At 60.8% G+C, this 18,993-nt stretch carries 15 protein-coding genes and 1 other RNA gene; 4 read left to right on the top strand and 12 right to left on the bottom strand.

Features of this window, described 5'->3' with window-relative positions:
* Position 1: 1 nt before the first annotated feature.
* Both WD767_00820 and WD767_00815 read right to left on the bottom strand, forming a co-directional pair.
* A complete protein-coding gene (locus WD767_00820; protein MEX2614613.1) occupies positions 2 to 1,228 on the bottom strand; it encodes a CoA transferase in 1,227 nt (408 codons plus the stop codon).
* Positions 1,229 to 1,235: 7 nt separating this feature from the next.
* Positions 1,236 to 1,997 carry an SDR family oxidoreductase gene (locus WD767_00815; protein MEX2614612.1) on the bottom strand — a complete coding sequence of 254 codons (762 nt, stop codon included), beginning with the start codon at positions 1,995 to 1,997 and terminating at the stop codon, positions 1,236 to 1,238.
* A 137-nt stretch (positions 1,998 to 2,134) separates the two neighbouring features.
* Between WD767_00815 and WD767_00810 the strand changes: the two genes are divergently transcribed.
* Both WD767_00810 and WD767_00805 read left to right on the top strand, forming a co-directional pair.
* Positions 2,135 to 2,896: a carboxymuconolactone decarboxylase family protein gene (locus WD767_00810; GenBank protein ID MEX2614611.1), complete on the top strand. Its 762-nt coding sequence runs from the start codon at positions 2,135 to 2,137 to the stop codon at positions 2,894 to 2,896.
* 54 nt (positions 2,897 to 2,950) lie between these two features.
* Positions 2,951 to 3,565 carry a flavin reductase family protein gene (locus WD767_00805; GenBank protein MEX2614610.1) on the top strand — a complete coding sequence of 205 codons (615 nt, stop codon included), beginning with the start codon at positions 2,951 to 2,953 and terminating at the stop codon, positions 3,563 to 3,565.
* A 16-nt stretch (positions 3,566 to 3,581) separates the two neighbouring features.
* Here the strand turns inward: WD767_00805 and WD767_00800 are convergent, their stop codons facing one another.
* The 6 genes from WD767_00800 to WD767_00775 form a co-directional block, all read right to left on the bottom strand.
* Positions 3,582 to 5,309 (bottom strand): chloride channel protein, encoded by a 1,728-nt coding sequence (locus tag WD767_00800; GenBank protein MEX2614609.1) that lies wholly within the window; start codon positions 5,307 to 5,309, stop codon positions 3,582 to 3,584.
* Between the two features lie 139 nt (positions 5,310 to 5,448).
* Positions 5,449 to 6,507 (bottom strand): diguanylate cyclase, encoded by a 1,059-nt coding sequence (locus tag WD767_00795; GenBank protein ID MEX2614608.1) that lies wholly within the window; start codon positions 6,505 to 6,507, stop codon positions 5,449 to 5,451.
* 109 nt (positions 6,508 to 6,616) lie between these two features.
* Positions 6,617 to 7,111: a thioesterase family protein gene (locus WD767_00790; protein MEX2614607.1), complete on the bottom strand. Its 495-nt coding sequence runs from the start codon at positions 7,109 to 7,111 to the stop codon at positions 6,617 to 6,619.
* Positions 7,112 to 7,168: 57 nt separating this feature from the next.
* Complete coding sequence (gene metH / locus WD767_00785) at positions 7,169 to 10,660, bottom strand: methionine synthase (protein ID MEX2614606.1); 3,492 nt, start codon at positions 10,658 to 10,660, stop codon at positions 7,169 to 7,171.
* Positions 10,661 to 10,663: 3 nt separating this feature from the next.
* Positions 10,664 to 11,527, bottom strand: a complete 864-nt coding sequence (gene metF, locus WD767_00780; protein MEX2614605.1) for a methylenetetrahydrofolate reductase [NAD(P)H] — start codon at positions 11,525 to 11,527, stop codon at positions 10,664 to 10,666.
* Positions 11,524 to 12,546, bottom strand: coding sequence for a metalloregulator ArsR/SmtB family transcription factor (locus WD767_00775; GenBank protein MEX2614604.1), 1,023 nt, complete (start codon positions 12,544 to 12,546; stop codon positions 11,524 to 11,526). Before WD767_00775 ends, metF begins: the two co-directional genes overlap by 4 nt.
* 370 nt (positions 12,547 to 12,916) lie before the next feature.
* Between WD767_00775 and WD767_00770 the strand changes: the two genes are divergently transcribed.
* Together WD767_00770 and WD767_00765 are read left to right on the top strand one after the other, a co-directional pair.
* Positions 12,917 to 13,744 carry a VacJ family lipoprotein gene (locus WD767_00770; GenBank protein MEX2614603.1) on the top strand — a complete coding sequence of 276 codons (828 nt, stop codon included), beginning with the start codon at positions 12,917 to 12,919 and terminating at the stop codon, positions 13,742 to 13,744.
* A 3-nt stretch (positions 13,745 to 13,747) separates the two neighbouring features.
* Entirely contained in the window at positions 13,748 to 14,377 is a 630-nt protein-coding gene (locus tag WD767_00765; protein ID MEX2614602.1) for an ABC transporter substrate-binding protein, read from the top strand.
* A gap of 63 nt (positions 14,378 to 14,440) precedes the next feature.
* Here WD767_00765 and ettA read toward each other — a convergent pair whose 3' ends face one another.
* The 4 genes from ettA to ssrA all read right to left on the bottom strand — a co-directional run bounded on the left by ettA (position 14,441) and on the right by ssrA (position 18,940).
* On the bottom strand, positions 14,441 to 16,120 hold the full coding sequence (gene ettA / locus WD767_00760; protein ID MEX2614601.1) for an energy-dependent translational throttle protein EttA: 1,680 nt from the start codon (positions 16,118 to 16,120) through the stop codon (positions 14,441 to 14,443).
* A gap of 181 nt (positions 16,121 to 16,301) precedes the next feature.
* Complete coding sequence (locus WD767_00755; GenBank protein ID MEX2614600.1) at positions 16,302 to 17,912, bottom strand: fumarate hydratase; 1,611 nt, start codon at positions 17,910 to 17,912, stop codon at positions 16,302 to 16,304.
* A 143-nt stretch (positions 17,913 to 18,055) separates the two neighbouring features.
* Positions 18,056 to 18,556, bottom strand: coding sequence for a ClpXP protease specificity-enhancing factor SspB (locus WD767_00750; GenBank protein MEX2614599.1), 501 nt, complete (start codon positions 18,554 to 18,556; stop codon positions 18,056 to 18,058).
* 58 nt (positions 18,557 to 18,614) lie between these two features.
* Positions 18,615 to 18,940: a transfer-messenger RNA gene (ssrA, locus tag WD767_00745) on the bottom strand.
* Positions 18,941 to 18,993: the final 53 nt, after the last annotated feature.

The raw sequence follows: 18,993 nt of genomic DNA, 5'->3' as shown, positions 1-18,993 counted from the left end.
ATTAAGTGGATAGAAGGATCGTGCCCGCCGCCGCCAGCGCGGCGACCCGGTCGTCGTCATAGCCCAGCATATCCCGCAATATCTCCCGCGAATGCTGGCCCAGCACCGGCGCCCCCGCCGGGTCGCGGACCGGCGTGCCGCCCAGCCGCATCGGCGATCCCACGACCGGCACGGCGCCGAGGCTCGCATGCGGCGCCTGCCTGATCAGCCCGCTGGTCGTCATTTCTTCCGATTGCATGGCTTCGGCAATCGTGCGGATCGGTCCCGCCGGGACGCCGGCGGCGCGCATGGCGGCGATCCAGTTGCCGCGATCATCGCCGGCGAACAGCCCGTTCAGTATTTCGTTCAGCCGGTCCTTGTTGTTGACCCGCCCTTCATTGGTGGCGAATTCGGGGTTGCCCGGCAGGTCGGGACGTTTCAGCACTGTCAGGCAGAGCTTTCGGAAGACGGCATCGCCGGCGACTGTCAGCATGAAGGGGCCGTCGGCGGCGCTGTACGTGCCGACCGGCTGCGCCACCGGCGAGGAATTGCCAAATCGGGTGGCGTCCACCCCGGCGGTCAGGTAGCCGCTGGCGTAGGGGATCATTACCGCGCTGGCGGAATCGAACAGCGGCACGTCGATGCGCTGGCCCCTGCCCGAAACCTTGCGGCTGTACAGCGCGCCGAGGATCGCCTGCGATGCAAACATCCCGGCGAAGATGTCGATCAGCGACACGCCCATCCGCATCGGTTCGCCCGCCGGATCGCCGGTGACCGCCATCAACCCGCTTTCCGCCTGGATCACCGGATCGTACCCCGCCCGCGCGGCGAAGGGCCCGTCGCGGCCATAACCGGAAATCGAACAATAGATCACGCCGGGGTTGGTCGGCGTCAGGCTGTCGTAGTCCAGCCCGAAGCGCTGCATGATCCCGGCGCTGAAATTCTCCACCACCACATCGGCGCGGTCGGCAAGGTCCCGCGCCACCTGCCGGCCTTCCGGCGAAGCCATGTTCAGGGCGATGCTTTTCTTGTTGCGGTTGATGGCCAGGAAATAGCTCGATTCATCGCCCTTGGCCGGCGGCCGGAAGGCGCGGCTGTCATCGCCGCCTTTCGGATTCTCGACCTTGACGATTTCCGCGCCCAGGTCACCCAGTTGCATGGTGCAATAGGGGCCGGCAAGGACGCGGGTGAAATCCAGCACGGTGACGCCGGAAAGCGCGCCGGGTCGTTGTTCCGTTTTGTCGATCATGCACGGATCAGTACTGGATGCGCCGGGTCATCGCGCCGTCGACCACGAGGTTGACGCCGGTGATGAAGCTGGCCGCCGGGCTGGCCAGAAAGACGACCGCGTTGGCGACTTCCTGCGGGGTCGCCATGCGGCCCAGCGGGTTGTGTTCCAGGCTGGCCTGGAACAGTTCCGGGCTTTCCTTCCTGCGGATGTCCCAGACGCCGCCCTCGAAAAAGACATTGCCCGGCGACACCGTATTGGCGCGGATGCCCAGTTCGGCCCAGGCATTCGAGGCATTGGCCATATAGGCGATGATCGCGGCCTTCATGCCGCTGTAGGCGCGGATACCCTGCGAGGATTCCAGCGCCGCGGTGCTGGAAATGGATACGAACGAAGCCGCGTCCGATTTTTCCAGCCAGGGCAGCGCCGCTTCGGCGACACGGACCGTGCCCAGCATGTCCACTTCCATCATGCGGCGCCAGGCGTCTTCCCCCGCGCCGCCGGCCAGCGCGCTCACATTGGCGATCACGATATCGATCCCGCCCAGTTCGGCGGCGGCATCCCCGACCCATTTTGCGGTGGCTTCGGTGTCGGTCACATCGACGGCGCGGCCCGTCGCCTTCACGCCCTTCGCCGCCAGCGCCTTTACAATTTTGTCCACCGCCGCGCCGTCGCGGGCGCAGGTGGCGACGGCGCAGCCTTCCGCCGCCAGTGTTTCGGCGATGGCGCGGCCGATACCCCGCGTCCCGCCCGTCACAATCGCCTTTTTGCCCCTGAGTCCGAGATCCATGCCGATTCCTCCCTGTTGCGACCTGGGCTGATTATGCGCCATTCCATCCGGGATGCGAAGCCGGCTTGCCTGTCGCGGCGGCGGCTGTGCAGAATTGCCGCCGACGCGTATCCGCGCATGAAACGAAGGGAAAAATCATGACCACACGGGAAGAACTGCGGCAGAAGGGCGCCGCCATCCGCGAGAAACTGGGATTTGTCGGTACCAGCAATATCGGCACGCTGGCGCCGGGGCTGGAGCAGTTGACCGAGGAAATGGTGTTCGGGTCGGTCTGGGCGCGCCCGCACCTGGCGCTGGAAGACCGGATGCTGGCGGTGCTCGCCGCCCTGATGTCGCAGCAGCGGCTGCCGCAGTTGAAGCGCTATATTTCCGGGGCGCTGAACATCGGCGTACCTGCGCGGACGATCCAGGAGGTCTTCGTGCATTGCGCGCTGTATAACGGCTTTCCGGCGATGCTGAATGCGCTGATCGTGGCGAAGGAAGCCTTCGAGGCCGCCGGCGTCACGGTGCCCGAAACGGAAATGCCGAATCTCGATGCGGAGGCGCTGATGGGCCTTGGCGTCGAGACAATGAACAAGCTGCATGGCGACCGGGCGCAGAAGGGTTACGCCGCGCCGGACCACCCGGTGACCTCGCAACTCTATCCGACGGCGATTGCCTACGGCTACGGGGATATCTGGGGGCGGCCGGACCTCGACCACCGGCAGCGCGGAATCTGCGCCGTCGCCGCCTTTACCGCCATCGATTTCCTGCCGCAGGTGGCAAAATTCGGCCAGGCAGCCATGAATGCGGGGGTCACGAAACAGCAGGTGATCGAAACCATCATCCAGACCGGGCCCTATACCGGCTTTCCGCGCGCCCTGAACGCGCTGGTCGCCTTCAGCGAGGCAGTGGGCTGACGGCGCGGCGGGCTGTATGCTGCGCACGCGTATTTTTGTATTCAGGAGCATGCCATGTTTTACGATGACCCCAAGAAGCATAACCTGCGGCACAACCCGTTCAAGGCGCTGGTCGCGCCGCGCCCGATCGCCTGGGTCAGCACCATGGACGGCAATGGCGTGCTGAACCTGGCGCCGTTCAGCTATTTCAACGCGGTGGCGGACAGCCCGCCGATGGTGTTCTTCGCGCCGAACGGTCCCCGGCCCAGGGGCGGCGCGAAAGACACGCTGAACAATATCGAGGAAAGCAACGAATTCGTCGTCAATCTGTGCAGTTGGGAGCTGCGCGAGGCGATGAACAAATCCTCGGCGCATGTCGACCCCGGCGTGGATGAATTCGCGCTGGCCGGCGTGACGCCCGCCGATTGCGTGCATGTGAAGGCGCCGCGCGTGAAGGAAGCGCCGGCGAGCCTGGAATGCCGGTTCCTGACCCGCATCAGCATGCCGAGTTCCAACCCGGTATCGCGCAATACGATGATCATCGGCGAGGTGGTCGGCGTCCATATCGACGACCGGATCATCGAGGACGGGATGGTCAACACCGCCGCCTACCATCCGCTGGCCCGGCACGGCTACATGGATTACAGCGCGACCCAAACGGTCTTCGAAATGCTGCGGCCCGAAGATTGACCGGCTCGGGGCTTGCTTATACCTCGCCCTGTTCCTCCGCGCGGCTTTCCAGCACCGCCCGGTTATAAGCGGACATGACGTCCAGCTGATGGACGAAGCCGACGACCCGCATGACATAACGGTCGTTCACGACGGCGATATGTTCCTCATGGACGGAATCCATCAGCGCGATGGCCCGGTCCAGCGTGTCATCGGGGATCAGCGTCGGCGGGGGGCGCCGGGCGACATCATGCGCGGTCAGCCGGAAATCATTCGACATGTCGAAGGCAGAATCGCCGAGATCGTGCAGCGTGATCGTGCCCTCCAGTATCCCCATTTCGTCGACCACGAAGATTTCGCCGTAATAGGATTCCAGCAGCGATTGGCGGACCTCGCTCATGGAGGCCGTCGGGTCGACCGTTTCATATTCACTTTTCATTACGGTATCGATCCGGATCGAGCGCAGCAGGTTCTGTTCGCGGCCGCCCTTGACGTCCAGCCCGCGCAGCGCCAGCTGCCAGCTGAAAAAGGAATGCTTGAAGACGTGCCGGGTGATCAGCGATGCGGTTACCGTGGCGATCATCACGGCAATGGTGATTGCGTAGTTGTTGGTCAGTTCGAAAATCATCAGGATGGTCGAGATGGGCGCCCCCAGCACGGCGCCGGCGACAGCGCCCATACCGACAATCGTATAGGCGCCGTTGCCGGATGACAGTTCGGGAAACATCATCGTTGCGATGACGCCGAAGGCGCCGCCCAGCATCGCGCCCAGATACAGCGACGGCGAGAACACGCCGCCGCCGAAGCCGAATGCGAGGGTAATCGCCGTGGCCGCCGTCTTGGCGACCAGCAGGCCGATCAGCAGCCACAGCCCCATGCGCTCCTGTATCGCGGCGTCGGTCGCTTCATAGCCGACGCCCAGGACATGCGGGAAGGCCAGGGCGATGATCCCGACCAGCAGCCCGCCGCAGGCCGGACGCAGCCAGATCGGGATATTGGCCTTTTTCACGACATTCTGGGAGAAGGCGACGGAATGCATGAAGATGATCGCCATGATCGCGCTGATCACGCCCAGCAACGCAAAGGCCGGGAATTCAAGAAACGAGACGACCTGATATTCCCGGATGAGAAAGGCCGGGAAATCGCCGAAATAGATGCGGCTGACAATCGTGCCGGTCACCGACGCGATAACGATGGGCGCGAATGCTTTCAGCGCGTAATGGCCGATGACCACCTCCAGCGCGAAGAAGACGCCGGCGATCGGCGCGTTGAACGATGCCGCCACGGCCGCTGCGACGCCGCAGCCCAGCAGGGTCCGCGCCAGCGCCCGGCCGAGATGCAGCCTGTCGGCGACAAAGGCGCTGAGGGTCGCGCCCAGATGGACCACCGGCCCCTCGCGGCCTGCCGAGGCGCCGGCGCCAAGCGATATTGCGCTGATGACGGCGGATACGATACCGTCGCGCAGGTTCATTTCCGCATTGCGCAGGGTCGCGGCCTCGATGACGTCGGCAACCGCGTGCACGCGCTGGCCCGGCATCGCATACCGGAGCAGCAGCCCGACGACCAGCCCGCCGCCGGTGGTCGCCAGCAGGATCCGCCAGAAGGGCAGTTCGCCGGCCAGGGTGAAAACGGAATCGGAATCGAAACCGAGCGCGATTTCCTGGACCAGGGATATGGCTTCGCGGAAGACAATAGCCGCCCCGCCGCCGAGGAGGCCCACAACGGCCGCCAGGATCGTCAGAATGATCTGCTCGTTCTTGACCATCCGGCCAAGGCGCTGCAGGGGCTTTTCTAAGGGTCGAAAATGCAAAATCTTGCCATGAACATAGCGCTTGCCGCTATCGCTTGTGCATTAATACAAAGATTCGGTCTGGCGGCAACGTGCGTGCCGGTTGAGGCAACCGCTATCCCTCGAGCTCGGCGCGCTCCAGCTCCTGCTCGGTGACCACGCGGTTCCGGCCGGTGGCCTTCGCGTGATACAGGCCCTGGTCGGCGCGCTGGATCAGGTCGGGCAGCGGTTCGCCCGGCTTGAAGACCGCCACGCCCATCGACATGGTGATATTGCCGAAATCCTCGCCGGTCGCTTTCTTCCGTATCCGTTTGGATGCAACAGTGGTCCGGATTTTTTCGGCGAAGCTCTGCGCCCAGTCAATGTCGACCCTCGGCATGACGATGGCGAATTCCTCGCCGCCATAGCGCGCCGGCGTGATATTGTCGGTATCCTCGGTTGCCTGCCGCAGGATCATGCCGACAAGCTTCAGGACCTGGTCCCCAACCTGGTGCCCGTAATTGTCGTTGAATTTCTTGAAATGATCGATGTCGCCCAGCATCAGGCAGAGGCTGTCGCCGGACTCCATCACGTCGGCGGCTTCCTGGCGCAGGCAAGTGTCGAAATACTTGCGGTTCGCAATGCCGGTCAGGGCATCGGTCATCGCATCCTTCTGCGAATTTTCGAGATTCTGGCGAAGTGTCCGAATTTCGCCTGACGATTTTTCCAGACGGCTTTTCAGCAATGCATTCTGCGCCTGCATATCCTTGGTATCGGAAACCAGCGATTCGACGGCCCGACGCAGGGCGTCCAGATCATCGGCGCGCGCCATGTTGCCCAGGTTGTTTTCCAGGGATTCGCTGTAGGTATCGGCGCCGCTACTCGCTTCCTTCAGGAAACCGAGAACCGTTCCTATCGATTTTTTAATGGCCTCTCCCGCAGTTGCGACGGCCGACGCCGCGCTGTTTTCCGTCAGGTACTCATCGTACAGGGACTGGTTCTGTTCCGGCGTGAAGGGCTGGTTGTTCGAAACAAGGATATCCAGGGTCTTGCTGAGCCTGTCGTTCCGGCCGCTGGCATGCGTATACCAGATCTCGAAATTTTCCGGCGTTTTTGCGACCTTGTGCTCGGACATAAGCCGCATCGCGGATTCCGCATATTCAGCCGCCTGGTCCAGACCATCGTCATTTTTCATGCTAAACCGCCACAACCTGAAAATCAGCCGCCGCAATTATGCGGTAATAAAAGTAACCAAGACGTTACGGATATTGTGTGATTATCGCTTTTCTTAAGCCGACGCGACCTTAAATCAGCTTCTTTCGCCGAATTCCGATCTTTCTGCCGGCTTTTTCGGGTAATTCGAGTTGGCGGTGCCGATTCCCTATTTCGGCGATCCGATGCTGCAGACCGACCCCCATGGGGGCCATGCGGCGGTTCCCGAGGCTGATATGGACAGCCATTATTTCATTGGTCGCTGCGAGATACCCCTTTTCGGCATGAAACATTTCGTGAAAGAAATGCAGCCGCTTTTCGTCATAATCGAGAATGCGCGTGACAAAGCGCAACGGGTCGCCTTCCAGCACCTCGCAGAGGTAGGAAACATTCATGTCGACGATGAATGTCGTGCTGTTGTTCGCCGCTTTATAAGCATGGTCGAGACCGATATGGTCGAAAAACGCGTCAGTCGCATGGTCGAAGGCGAGCACGTAATACGCCACATTCATATGCCCGTTATAGTCGATCCATTCGGGACGGACGACATCGGTATACAGATGCAACAGCGCTTCTTCGTTGTCCATGTCGCCGGTCCCGTTCAGGATTCACCGATCTACAAAAAACAGAGCATCTTCACTGGGTTACACGGAAAAATATTTCGCGTCCGGATGCAGAATGACAATCGCGCTGGTCGATTGTTCGGGATGAAGCTGATATTCGTCCGACAGTTCTATACCGATTCGCTCCGCGCCGAGCAACGACAGGATCATGCTCTGGTCCTCCACATTCGGACAGGCCGGATACCCGAAGGAATACCGGCTGCCGCGATATTCCTGTTGCAGCATCCGTTCGATTTCGCGGGCTTCCTCGCCGGAATAACCCAGTTCGGCGCGGATGCGCTTATGGGTGTATTCCGCCATCGCTTCGGCCATTTCCACGCCGATCCCGTGCAGATACAGGTAATCCTGGTATCGGTCTTCGCCGAACCAGTCCCGCGCCACTTCCGAGGCGTGCTGCCCCATGGTGACAACCTGGAGGCCGACTACATCCCGGTTTTCCGGCCCCTGCGCAATATCGCGTACATAATCCGCGATGCACTTATTGTCGCCGTCCGGTTGCCGGGGCAGGGTAAAGCGGGCGACCTCGGTCTCGCCGTCGGTGTCGAACAGGACGAGATCATTCAGGTCACCGGCGGCTTTCCAGTAACCATAGGCGGCCTGCGGCACCAGAATGTCCTGCTGAATCGCCACATCGACCATGCGTTTGAGAATGGGGCGCAATTCCTTTTTCGCCCAGGCCATATATTCGCTGAGGCTGCGTCCGTCCTTCCGGTAGCCCCACTGGAACTGGTACAGCATGCGTTCGTTCAGAAACGGCATAAGCGTCGGCACAGGAACGCGCGCAAGGATGCGCGGGCCCCAGAACGGCGGCTCCGGTATTTCCGAATCCGGCACCATGTCGCGCCGCAAACGGATCTGTTCATCCGTTACCGGCGCCGCTTGCCGTTTCACCCCGCCTAGCGCCTTCTTTGTGTTGGTGGGACGGGTCGCGCGTTTCTCCGCCACCGACGAAATATGACTGCTGAACGCGCCGTTCACGACCTTGTCCATCAGGTGCAGGCCGTCGAAGGCGTCGCGCGCATAGGCGACCTGGCCGCATTCGTAAGCCCGGACACAATCCTCCTCGACATAGGCGCGCGTCAGGGCCGCTCCGCCCAGGATGACGGGAACTCCGATTCCGGCACGGCTCATCTCCTCCAGATTCTCGCGCATGACAACAGTGGATTTGACCAGCAGCCCCGACAGGCCGACCGCATTGGCATGGTGTTCCTCAACGGCCGTCATGATGTTCGCTATCGGCTGCTTGATGCCCAGATTCACGACTTCATAGCCATTATTGGTGAGGATGATGTCGACCAGATTCTTGCCGATATCGTGCACATCGCCCTTAACCGTCGCCAGGACGATCGTGCCCTTCTTCTGGCCTTCCACCCGCTCCATATGCGGTTCCAGGCAGGCAACCGCCGCCTTCATTGTTTCCGCCGATTTCAGGACGAACGGCAGCTGCATCTTGCCCGCGCCGAACAGTTCGCCGACCGTCTTCATGCCGTCCAGCAGGAAGGTGTTTACGATATGCAGCGGTTCATGTGTCGTCATCGCTTCCTCGAGGTCCGCTTCCAGGCCCTGCCGGTCGCCATCGACAATCCGAAGCGTCAGGCGCTCCTCGACTTTCTCGGGGCGCGATTTTTTCACGACTTCCGCCGCTGTCCTGCCCTCGAACAGGCCGAGGAATTCGCCGAGCGGATCGTAGCCCTCGCGCCGCCGATCGAAGATCAGGTCCTCGGCAACCGCGGCCTCCCGTTCGGGAATGGCATGCAGCGGCATGATCTTGCTCACATGCAGGATCGCGCCGGTCATGCCGCGCTTGACCGCATGGTCGAGGAACACCGAATTCAGGACGTGCCGCGCGGCTGCATTGATGCCGAAGGAGATATTGGAAAGCCCCAGAATAATCTGGCATTCCGGCATCTCCCGGGCGATCATCTCGATCGCGTCCAGGGTGTTCACGCCCAGCAGGCGGTCGTCCTCGTTGCCCGTACAGATGGTAAAGGTCAGCGGGTCGAACAGCAGGTCCGATGGCGGCAACCCGTGTTTGTTGACGGCAAAGTCATACAGGCGCTTCGCGATGCGCAGTTTTTCGTCTGCCGTTTTCGCCATGCCGTCTTCATCGATGGTCAGGGCGATGATGCCGGCGCCGAACTGCCGCGCCAGTTCCAGCCGTTTTGCCGCCGGTTCCTCGCCATCCTCGAAGTTGATGGAATTGATGATCGGCTTGCCGCCATACAGCCGCAACGCGGATTCCAGGACCGGCAGTTCCGTCGAATCGATCACCAGCGGCGCATCGATCGAGCCGCGCATGCTGGTGACGACCGCGTTCATTTCCCGGACTTCGTCCCGGCCGACAAACGCCGTGCAGACATCGATGGCGTGGCTGCCCTCGCGTACCTGATCGCGTCCCATTTCGACACAGGCATCCCAGTTCTGCGCTTCCTGGAGCTCGCGGAATTTCCGGCTGCCATTGGCATTGCAGCGTTCGCCGATGGAAAAAACGGCGTTTTCCTGCCGGTAGGCCATTGCGCCGTACAGCGACGCAACCGAGGGAACCCAGACCGGCGAACGGTCGACGGGGCGGGGCCTGTATCCATCCTCCGCGATCCCGCGCAGCATCGCATCAAGCGCGGCGATATGCGAGGCGTCGGTGCCGCAGCAGCCGCCGATCAGGTTGACGCCATCCTCGCCGACGAAACGCGTCAGCCAGTCGGCCATTTCGGTCGCGCCGAGCGGATAATGCGGCGCGCCGTCCAGAAGTTCCGGCAGTCCCGCATTGGGCTGCACGGAAATCAGCTTGGGCCAGTTCTCACCGAGCCATTTGACATGTTCCGACATTTCCTGCGGCCCGGTCGCGCAGTTCAGACCGAGCAGATCGACGTCGAGCGAATGAATTATCGTGGCGGCGGCGGCGATATCCGTGCCGACCAGCAGCGTGCCGGTGGTTTCGACCGTCACCTGGACGAAAACCGGTATGGTTGCGCCGGCGTCGCGTTTTGCGCGCCGGACACCATTCACCGCCGCCTTTATCTGCAGCGGATCCTGACAGGTCTCGATCAGGAACCCGTCGACCCTGCCCTCGATCAGCCCCCCCGCCTGTATGTATATAGCGGCTTCGAGGCTGTCGTAATCGATATGCCCCAGGCTGGGCAGCCGGGTTCCCGGGCCGATCGAACCGAGCACAAACCGCTGCCTTCCGTCGTCGGGCATGGCGGCGATGGCCTCCCGCGCCAGTTCGCCGGTGATGCGGTTTATTTCCGGCGCCTTGTCGGCCAAGTCGAATTCCGAGAGGGTGATCGGGGAACCGCCGAAACTGTTGGTCTGGATGATATCGGAACCGGCCGTGAGATATGTCTGGTGGACGCCGATGACGAAATCCGGTCTTGAGAGATTCAGAATTTCCGTGCAGTTTTCCGCGCCGCGATAGTCCCGGTCGGTATCAAGATCCGCCGCCTGGGCATGGCTTCCCATGCCGCCGTCGCAGAGCAGGACCCGTTCGCGTAACGCCGTCAGTAAGTCAGTCAATATTCAGGCCTTTATTTTGCCGGGGCGTAGCCCAAGACGCCAGCAGATGGCGTAGCTCAGATCCGCCCGGTTCAGTGTGTAGAAGTGAAAGTTATCGATTCCCTCGGATTGCAGACGCTGGCACTGGTCGTCGGCGACAGATACAGCGACGAACTTCCGGGTTTCCGGATCGTCGTCCAGACCTTCGAACAGATCCGCCATCCATCCAGGGACCGTCGCGCCGCATCGGGCGCTGAATTCGACGACCTTGGCAAAATTTGTCACCGGCAAAATACCCGGCGTAACGGGGACCGTGATCCCCGCCGCAACGGCACGGTCCCGGAACCGCAGAAACAGGTCCGTGTCGAAGAAATACTGGGTAATGGCCCGGGTCGCCCCGGCGTCGATCTTGCGCTTGAGATTGTCGATGTCGGCTTCCGGCGAAAGCGAGTCCGGATGCGATTCCGGATAGGCCGCAACGGAAATTTCGAAATCCGCGATGCGTTTCAGGCCGCCGACCAGGTCTTCGGCGTTCCGGTAACCTTCCGGATGGGGGTTGTAGGCGCCGGCGCCGGGCGGCATGTCGCCGCGCAGCGCCACGATCTTTCTAATTCCGGCCTCCCACCAGCCGGTGGCGATTTCATCGATGTCCGCCTTGCTGGCGCCGACGCAGGTGAGATGCGCCGCGACATCGATACCCGTCTCCGACTGGATCCTTCGAACGACCCGGTCCGTTCGAACCCGCGTCGATCCTCCCGCGCCATAGGTGACGGACACGAACGCGGGGGCAAGTGGCTCCAGCCGCGCCGTAACGTCCCATAGCCGCTTCTCGCCGTCATCGTTATGCGGCGGGAAAAATTCGAAACTCACGGATGGAATGTTGCTCACGACACCTCTCTTTGCGGTCTGCTTCTGTTCTTGTTGTCTGGCGAAAGCCGTTCGTCGGCATCGCTGCGCCAATGCGCCGGTGCCGTTTTCACGGCAGGACGCCTTGCGCACCACAGGCATATTGTTAACGGATCGCCATGTAAACGTGTCGGCGCAGCAGCGACCAGCCCCGCCCGTTTCAGCCAGTTGGCAATCTCCGTATCCGTAAACCCGAGCCGCCGGTGCGCGTGGTCCACCCGCAGCGACTCCTCGCGATGCGGCGCAAAATCGATGACGATCAACCGCCCGCCCGGCCGAAGCACCCGGGCCGCCTCCAGAATGGCGTCGCCTGGTGCGTCGGCATAGTGCAGCACCTGATGGATCATGACCGAATCGAATGACCCGCTGGGTACGGGCAGCTGATACATGTCGCCAAGCCTGACCTGACAGTTTCGCAGTCCCGCCCGCTCCAGGTTGGCGCGCGCCACGGCCAGCATTTCCCGGGACATGTCTATTCCGACCGCCCGTTTAGCCGATTTACCATACAACTCCAGCATGCGGCCGGTGCCCGTGCCGATATCGAGCAACTCGCCGATTTCGGCGGGCGGCATCAGCTTCTGGATGGCCTGTTCGATTTCCGAATCACCAATATGGAATTTGCGGATCTCGTCCCACTTCGGTGCGCTCATCCGGAAATAGGCGGCGGCCTGTTCGGCGCGGTTCTGCTTGATCGCATTGAGCCGTTCGAGATCAAGTGCCAGAACGTGGTCATCCTGCGGGATAAGATCCACAATCTGCCGGCCCAGCGCCGCACAAATGCTTTGTTCGGCCAGGCGATAAAAGGCCCAGGTTCCTTCCCGGAACCTGTCCAGCAATCCAGCGTCGACCAGGAGCTTCAGATGCCTGGAAACCCTCGGCTGACTTTGCCCCAGAATCTGCGTCAATTCGGTCACCGTCAATTCCGCATGCGCGCACAGCGCCAGAACCCGCAACCGCGTCGGCTCCGCAACCGCCCTCATTCCCTGCAATAGCGCGTCCATCTGCCGACCGTCGGTCTGTTTGAGTATCTTGCACCAATACATATATAAACATATCGTTATGTATCGCAAGGAAAATGTAAGTCGCGCTTTCAAGTGAGAGATATATTTGCAACAGTGATGTGATCATGCACACTGTCCCGCGGGAAGCCATATGGCCATATTGCTTGACTTGTGTTACGTCATTCAGGTGACTGTCAGCACTGTGCATTGCCTGGGCAAGGTTGTCGGAGAAATCGAAAAAAGGTAATATTTATAAAGACTTATAAATATCCGCGACGGCAATTGCCGTCGCGGAGCTTGTTGACTAGAAGCATGGAACGGGCATGACGGGTTGCGTTGTGCCTGCCGGGAACAAGTCTGAGGCTGTGGCGTGAACTCCAATCGTTACAAGATTTTCCAGAATGCAAGAAACGGCGTTCTCGTGGCGTGCACCAGCCTGATGCTGCTGGGCGGTTGTGCCGGTGTTCCGACGGACAAGGCCGGACAGGAAGCCTATTACGAGGCTAACGACCCCATCGAACCCTTCAACAGGGCCATTTTTTCGCTGAACAGGGGGTTGGACGCCGTCCTGTTCAAGCCGGCAGCCACCTTGTATCGCGATGCCCTGCCGCAGACGATGCGTGACGGGATTCGTAATTTCCTGAACAATCTCAGGACGCCGGTCATTCTGGCGAACAACCTGCTGCAGGGTGACGTGGATGCGGCAAAGGTGACGGTGTCCCGATTTACGACCAATACGATTATCGGATTCGCCGGATTCGGGGACCCCGCCGGAGACCTTGGGGCGAAGTTCCGCGACGAGGATTTTGGCCAGACACTTGCCGTCTGGGGCGCCGGTGAAGGGCCCTATCTCATGCTGCCGGTCCTTGGCCCCTCCAATCCGCGCGATGCTGTCGGGCTGGTTGTCGATACCCTGATCGACCCGATTAATATATGGGCTGCGAATACCGATCGCGATGAAATCCCGCTGGCCCGGACTGTGGTGCGCGGGCTCGACGAGCGCTCCCGTTATCTGAAAACGCTGGACGATCTCGAAAAATCATCGCTGGATTTTTATGTAACCGTTCGCAGCCTGTATCGGCAGCTTCGTAATGACGGCATCCGAAATGGCGGTTCGGACGATCCGATTCCAACGCCAAGCATTTCGCTGGATGAAGATGAACAATTGCTTGGACCGCGTGCAGAACTCGTCAAATAATCGATGACCAGACTTACCCGTACATTATTCGTTTGTTCCGCGCTGGTGTATTGCGTCCTGTCGTTTCAGGCCGCTTCCGCGGCGCCGGACAGCGGTGCAGGCGCCTTCGTCAAGCAATTGGGTGACAGGGCGATACAGACGCTGACGGTAAAGGAAATTTCGGAAGCGGAGCGCGAAGAGCGATTCCGCGCCCTGCTGCGCGATGGGTTCGACGTCAGGAGGATCGGACGATTCGTTTTGGGCCGTTATGTCCGGAGCATGAAGCCCGCACTGGTGGAGGAATACAACGCGCTGTTCGAAGACCTTATCGTGGCGACATATGCCGCGCGGTTCGCGGAATATTCCGGACAGACGTTCGACATCAAGCGCGTTACGACCCAGGGCAACGAAGGCGATTCTATTGTCATGAGTGAAATAAGGCCCGCGGACGGTGGCACGCCTATCCGGGTCGACTGGCAGGTCCGCGGTGAAGGCAACGATGCGAAAATCATCGATGTCCGGGTCGAAGGGGTGAGCATGAGCCTTACCCAGCGCGAGGAATTCACCGCCGTGATTCAACAGGGTGGCGGCAATGTCGATTCGCTGCTGGACGCCCTGCGCAAGAAAACAGGAAACCTGAAATCACGGCAGTAGACAATCTGCCGTCCTTTCCTGCCTCGGACGCAGCGATGCCGCGCGACGTAGTCCCGCCCTTCCTCAGCGCCGCAACGGCTTGTATTTGATCCGGTGCGGCTGATCGGCGATGGCGCCAAGGCGCTGCCGACGGTCTGCTTCGTAATCCTGGTAATTCCCTTCGAACCAGACAACCTGGCTGTTGCCTTCGAAGGCGAGCATATGGGTGCAGATCCTGTCGAGGAACCAGCGATCATGGCTGATGACGATGGCGCATCCGGCAAAATCGGCGATCGCCGATTCCAGGGCCCGCAGGGTATCGACGTCCAGGTCGTTGGTCGGCTCGTCAAGCAGCAGCAGATTGGCGCTCTTGCGCAGCATTTTGGCCAGATGGACCCGGTTTCGTTCGCCGCCGGACAACTGGCCGACCTTCTTCTGCTGGTCGGGCCCCCGGAAATTGAACGCCCCCACATAAGCCCGGCTCGACATCCGTCGCTTGCCGAGATCGATTTCCTCTTCACCCTGGCTGATTTCCTGCCAGACCGAGCTATCCGCGGACAGCGAATCGCGTGACTGGTCGACATATCCCGGGACCACCGTGTCGCCAATCCGCAATTCGCCCGAATCCGGTTGTTCCTGGCCGGTAAACATCCGGAACAGCGTCGTTTTGCCGGCGCCGTTCGGGCCGATCACCCCGACGATGGCGCCGGGTGGAATGCGAAAGCTCAAATCCTCGATCAGCAAGGTATTGCCGAAGCCCTTCCGCAGATTTTCCGCCGTGATCACCACATCGCCAAGACGCGGGCCGGGCGGGACGATGATCTGCGCATTGCCCGGTCCCTGGTCCCGGCTTTCCGCCAGCATTTTTTCATAGGCGCTGATTCGCGCTTTCGATTTTGCCTGACGCGCCCGCGGACTGGACGCAATCCATTCCTGCTCCATCGCCAGTGTCCGCAGTCGCGCCTGATCGGCGCGATCTTCATGCGCCATGCGTTTCTGCTTCTGTTCGACCCAGGCGGAATAATTGCCCTCATAGGGAATACCGCTTCCGCGGTCCAGTTCCAGGATCCAGCCTGTTACGTTATCGAGAAAATACCGGTCATGGGTCACCATGACGACGGTGCCCTCATATTCACGCAGGTGCCGTTCCAGCCAGGCGACCGATTCCGCGTCCAGATGGTTGGTCGGTTCGTCCAGAAGCAGCAGGGACGGTTTCTGAAGCAGTAGCCGGCACAACGCCACGCGGCGGCGTTCGCCGCCGGACAGTTTCGCGACACTGGCTTCGCCGTCGGGGCACCGCAGGGCGTCCATGGCGATTTCCACGGTCCGCGAAAGGTTCCAGGCGTCCGCGGCATCGATTTTTTCCTGAAGTTCGGACTGTTCCTCGATCAGCGCGGTCATTTCATCGGGATCGGTAACCTCGCCGAGCTGCATGCTGACTTCCTCGAAACGGTCGACAATCCGTTTCTGTTCGGCCAGTCCTTCGAGGACGTTCTCATATACGGTCTTGTCCGGATCGAGATCGGGCTCCTGCGGCAGGAAACCGACCGTCGCGCTGTCCGCTGCGCGCGCTTCCCCGGTGTAGTCCGTTTCCTGCCCCGCCATGATACGCAGCAATGTCGACTTTCCGGCGCCGTTATATCCCAGGACACCGATTTTCGCGCCCGGCAGAAATGCCAGCGTAACGTCTTTCAGGACTTCCCGGCCCCCCGGATACGTCTTGCTGAGGGACTGCATTGTAAAAATGTACTGATACGAAGCCATATTTCGCGCACCGCCATGTCACTTGAGGGAATCGGGGTTGTCTGGGCCCGGCGACCCGGCCCCAACTGGTGTTTTACTATAGCACATCTGGTTTAAACGTAAGCGAAACAGGTTCCGTTTAAACCAATGAAGGTGCTGTATTTCAATAAGATAGAAGCGTCGCCCGGCGATGCCGTACTCCTTATAGCGACTTGAAAAAATCGTTGCCCTTGTCGTCGATCACGATAAAGGCGGGAAAATTTTCAACTTCGATCCGCCAGATCGCCTCCATACCGAGGTCTTCATACGCCATCACCTCGACCTTCCTGATGCAGTCCTGCGCCAGCCGCGCCGCGGGGCCGCCGATGGATCCCAGATAGAAGCCGCCATGTTTCTGGCAGGCCTGGCGGACCATGTCGGACCGGTTGCCCTTGGCGAGCATGATCATGCTGCCGCCCGCCGCCTGGAACTGATCGACATACGAATCCATCCGGCCGGCGGTGGTCGGTCCGAAGGATCCGGACGCGAAGCCTTCGGGCGTCTTCGCCGGGCCGGCGTAGTAAACCGGGTGATCCTTCATGTATTGCGGCAGTTCCTTGCCCGAATCGAGCAGGGATTTCAGCCTCGCATGGGCCAGGTCCCGGGCAACGATAATCGTGCCGGTCAGCGACAACCGGGTCTTGATGGGGTAGCGGCTCAGGGTGCCGAGGATTTCGCGCATCGGCCGGGTCAGGTCGATCTCGACCACCTCCCCGCCCAGTTCTTCCGATACCGTTTCGGGCATGAAACGCGCCGGGTTGGTTTCAAGCTGCTCCAGGAACACGCCGTCGGCGGTAATCTTGCCGGCGGCCTGCCGGTCGGCGGAACACGACACGCCGATGCCGATCGGCAGGCTGGCGCCGTGTCGCGGCAGCCGGATGACGCGGACGTCGTGGCAAAAATATTTGCCGCCGAACTGTGCGCCGATCCCCATCTTCTGGCTCATTTTGAAGACCGCTTCCTCCATGTCCAGGTCGCGGAACGCCTGTCCCCTGTCGCCGCCTTCGGTCGACAGCGTGTCGAGATAATGACAACTCGCCAGCTTGACAGTCTTCAGGTTGAATTCCGCCGACGTCCCGCCGATGACCACGGACAGGTGATAGGGCGGGCAGGCGGCGGTGCCGAGCGCGCGGATTTTTTCCTCCAGGAAGGGAAGCAGCTTTTCCGGGTTCAGCATCGCCGGGGTTTCCTGGAACAGGTAGGTCTTGTTGGCGGAGCCGCCGCCCTTGGCGACGAACAGGAACTTGTACGCATCGCCCGGTTCCGCGTAGAGCTCGATCTGCCCCGGCAGGTTGGTGCGGGTGTTCGTTTCCTCATACATGGAAACGGGGGAAACCTGGCTGTAGCGCAGGTTGCGCTTGGCATAGGTGCGCAGAATGCCATCGGAAATGGCGGCTTCGTCGTTGCCGCCGGTCCAGACCTGCTGCCCCTTTTTGCCCATGACGATCGCTGTGCCGGTATCCTGGCACATGGGCAGCACGCCGCCCGCGGCGATATTGGCATTCTTGAGCAGGTCGAGGGCGACAAAGCGATCATTGTCCGACGCTTCCGGGTCATCGAGAATTTTAGCAAGTTGCCCCAGATGATCCGGACGCAGCAGATGGTTGATATCGCCGAAGGCTTCTTCGGCCAGCAGGGAAAGCGCTTCGGGGTCGACCTTCAGGACCGGCTTGCCGTCAAATTCGCCCGTGCTGACGTAATCGCCGGTCAGTTTTCGATACGGCGTCCTGTCCGCGCCCATGGGAAACATTGTAAAATGTGTTGTGTCGGCCATGTTCCTTGTCCCCTCTGCCGCAGTATGCGCCTGCTTCCGCAATACTCCTGTAATCCGGAGCATGCAGCTTACTGCTTTGGAATGCGGGATGCCACCGCGAGCGGGGCAGGGGCCGTGAAAATACGGGACGGTCCGAATCGACGTTATTTCCGGCGGAACTGATCCAGGGCGACGACCTTTTCGCCGGGATCGCTGCTGCTGTCGCTTTCCGGCGCGGACGGATTCAACGACGGCGCACCGGGCCCGGATTTTGAGGGCGCATCGCCATCCGCCTCGGCGTTTGCTTTTTCACCGGACCGGAACTGCAGGCCGAAATTCACCGATGGATCCGCAAAGGCGTTCAGCGATGCAAACGGAATGCGCAATTGTTCGCGTTTATCGTTGAAGCTGAGCGATATGGAAAAGCCGAGGTCATCGACCTGCAGCGAATCGAACTGGTGCTGCAGCACGATGGTCATTTCCGCAGGATATTTCTCGCGCAGATATTGCGGTACGACGACATCGGCATCCATTGTCCGGAACGTTATGTAAAAATGATGATCGCCCGGCATGCCGCGGGTTGCGACGCGGACCAGCGCATCATGGACGACCCGCCGCAGCGCGCCCTCGACCAGCACATCGTATTGCATCAGATCCTGAGCCATGACGTTCCGGGATACCCTTCTCATTACACGACAGCCGGCGTGCAGCCGGCCAGAAACAGGTGGGGGGCTTCTGTTGCCCGGCGCCCCCCGGGCCGCGCTTACTTAGTCAGACTAAGCAGCGAGACGGGCTTCGCCCGCAAAGTTATCGTTCGCAATTAGCGAATTGGTCCGATATCGGCGGTACCATGCCGGGCGCAGACCAGGTTTTTACCACGCGCGTCGATCCTATTTCGCCCCCGTGATCCCTTCCGGAGAAGGGGAGACTGGTGGAGGCGCCGGGTACCGCCCCCGGGTCCGCAACGCTTATTCTACAAAGCCCTGTAACGCCATAGTCGGTTGCCCGACAGGTTCAATATAGGCGTTCCGCGCCGGGGAAAAAAGGCCTGTCGGTATAATAGGGGGCTTTACAGCGTTCGAATCGGATACATTATGCGGCC

This window comes from Alphaproteobacteria bacterium (genome assembly GCA_040905865.1).
Classification (GTDB): Bacteria; Pseudomonadota; Alphaproteobacteria; order UBA8366.
The sequence above is the reverse complement of the archived record's forward strand: the minus strand, read 5'-3'. Positions and strand labels throughout refer to the sequence as shown.

Coding starts and splice junctions, on each gene's coding strand:
- WD767_00790 (MEX2614607.1), bottom strand. CDS start 7,111: ATGGACAACGAAGAAGCGCTGTTGCATCTGTATACCGATGTCGTCCGT.
- ettA (MEX2614601.1), bottom strand. CDS start 16,120: ATGGCTTCGTATCAGTACATTTTTACAATGCAGTCCCTCAGCAAGACG.
- WD767_00765 (MEX2614602.1), top strand. CDS start 13,748: ATGACCAGACTTACCCGTACATTATTCGTTTGTTCCGCGCTGGTGTAT.
- WD767_00775 (MEX2614604.1), bottom strand. CDS start 12,546: ATGGACGCGCTATTGCAGGGAATGAGGGCGGTTGCGGAGCCGACGCGG.
- WD767_00755 (MEX2614600.1), bottom strand. CDS start 17,912: ATGGCCGACACAACACATTTTACAATGTTTCCCATGGGCGCGGACAGG.
- WD767_00810 (MEX2614611.1), top strand. CDS start 2,135: ATGACCACACGGGAAGAACTGCGGCAGAAGGGCGCCGCCATCCGCGAG.
- WD767_00750 (MEX2614599.1), bottom strand. CDS start 18,556: ATGGCTCAGGATCTGATGCAATACGATGTGCTGGTCGAGGGCGCGCTG.
- WD767_00820 (MEX2614613.1), bottom strand. CDS start 1,228: ATGATCGACAAAACGGAACAACGACCCGGCGCGCTTTCCGGCGTCACC.
- WD767_00815 (MEX2614612.1), bottom strand. CDS start 1,997: ATGGATCTCGGACTCAGGGGCAAAAAGGCGATTGTGACGGGCGGGACG.
- WD767_00800 (MEX2614609.1), bottom strand. CDS start 5,309: ATGGTCAAGAACGAGCAGATCATTCTGACGATCCTGGCGGCCGTTGTG.
- WD767_00795 (MEX2614608.1), bottom strand. CDS start 6,507: ATGAAAAATGACGATGGTCTGGACCAGGCGGCTGAATATGCGGAATCC.
- WD767_00805 (MEX2614610.1), top strand. CDS start 2,951: ATGTTTTACGATGACCCCAAGAAGCATAACCTGCGGCACAACCCGTTC.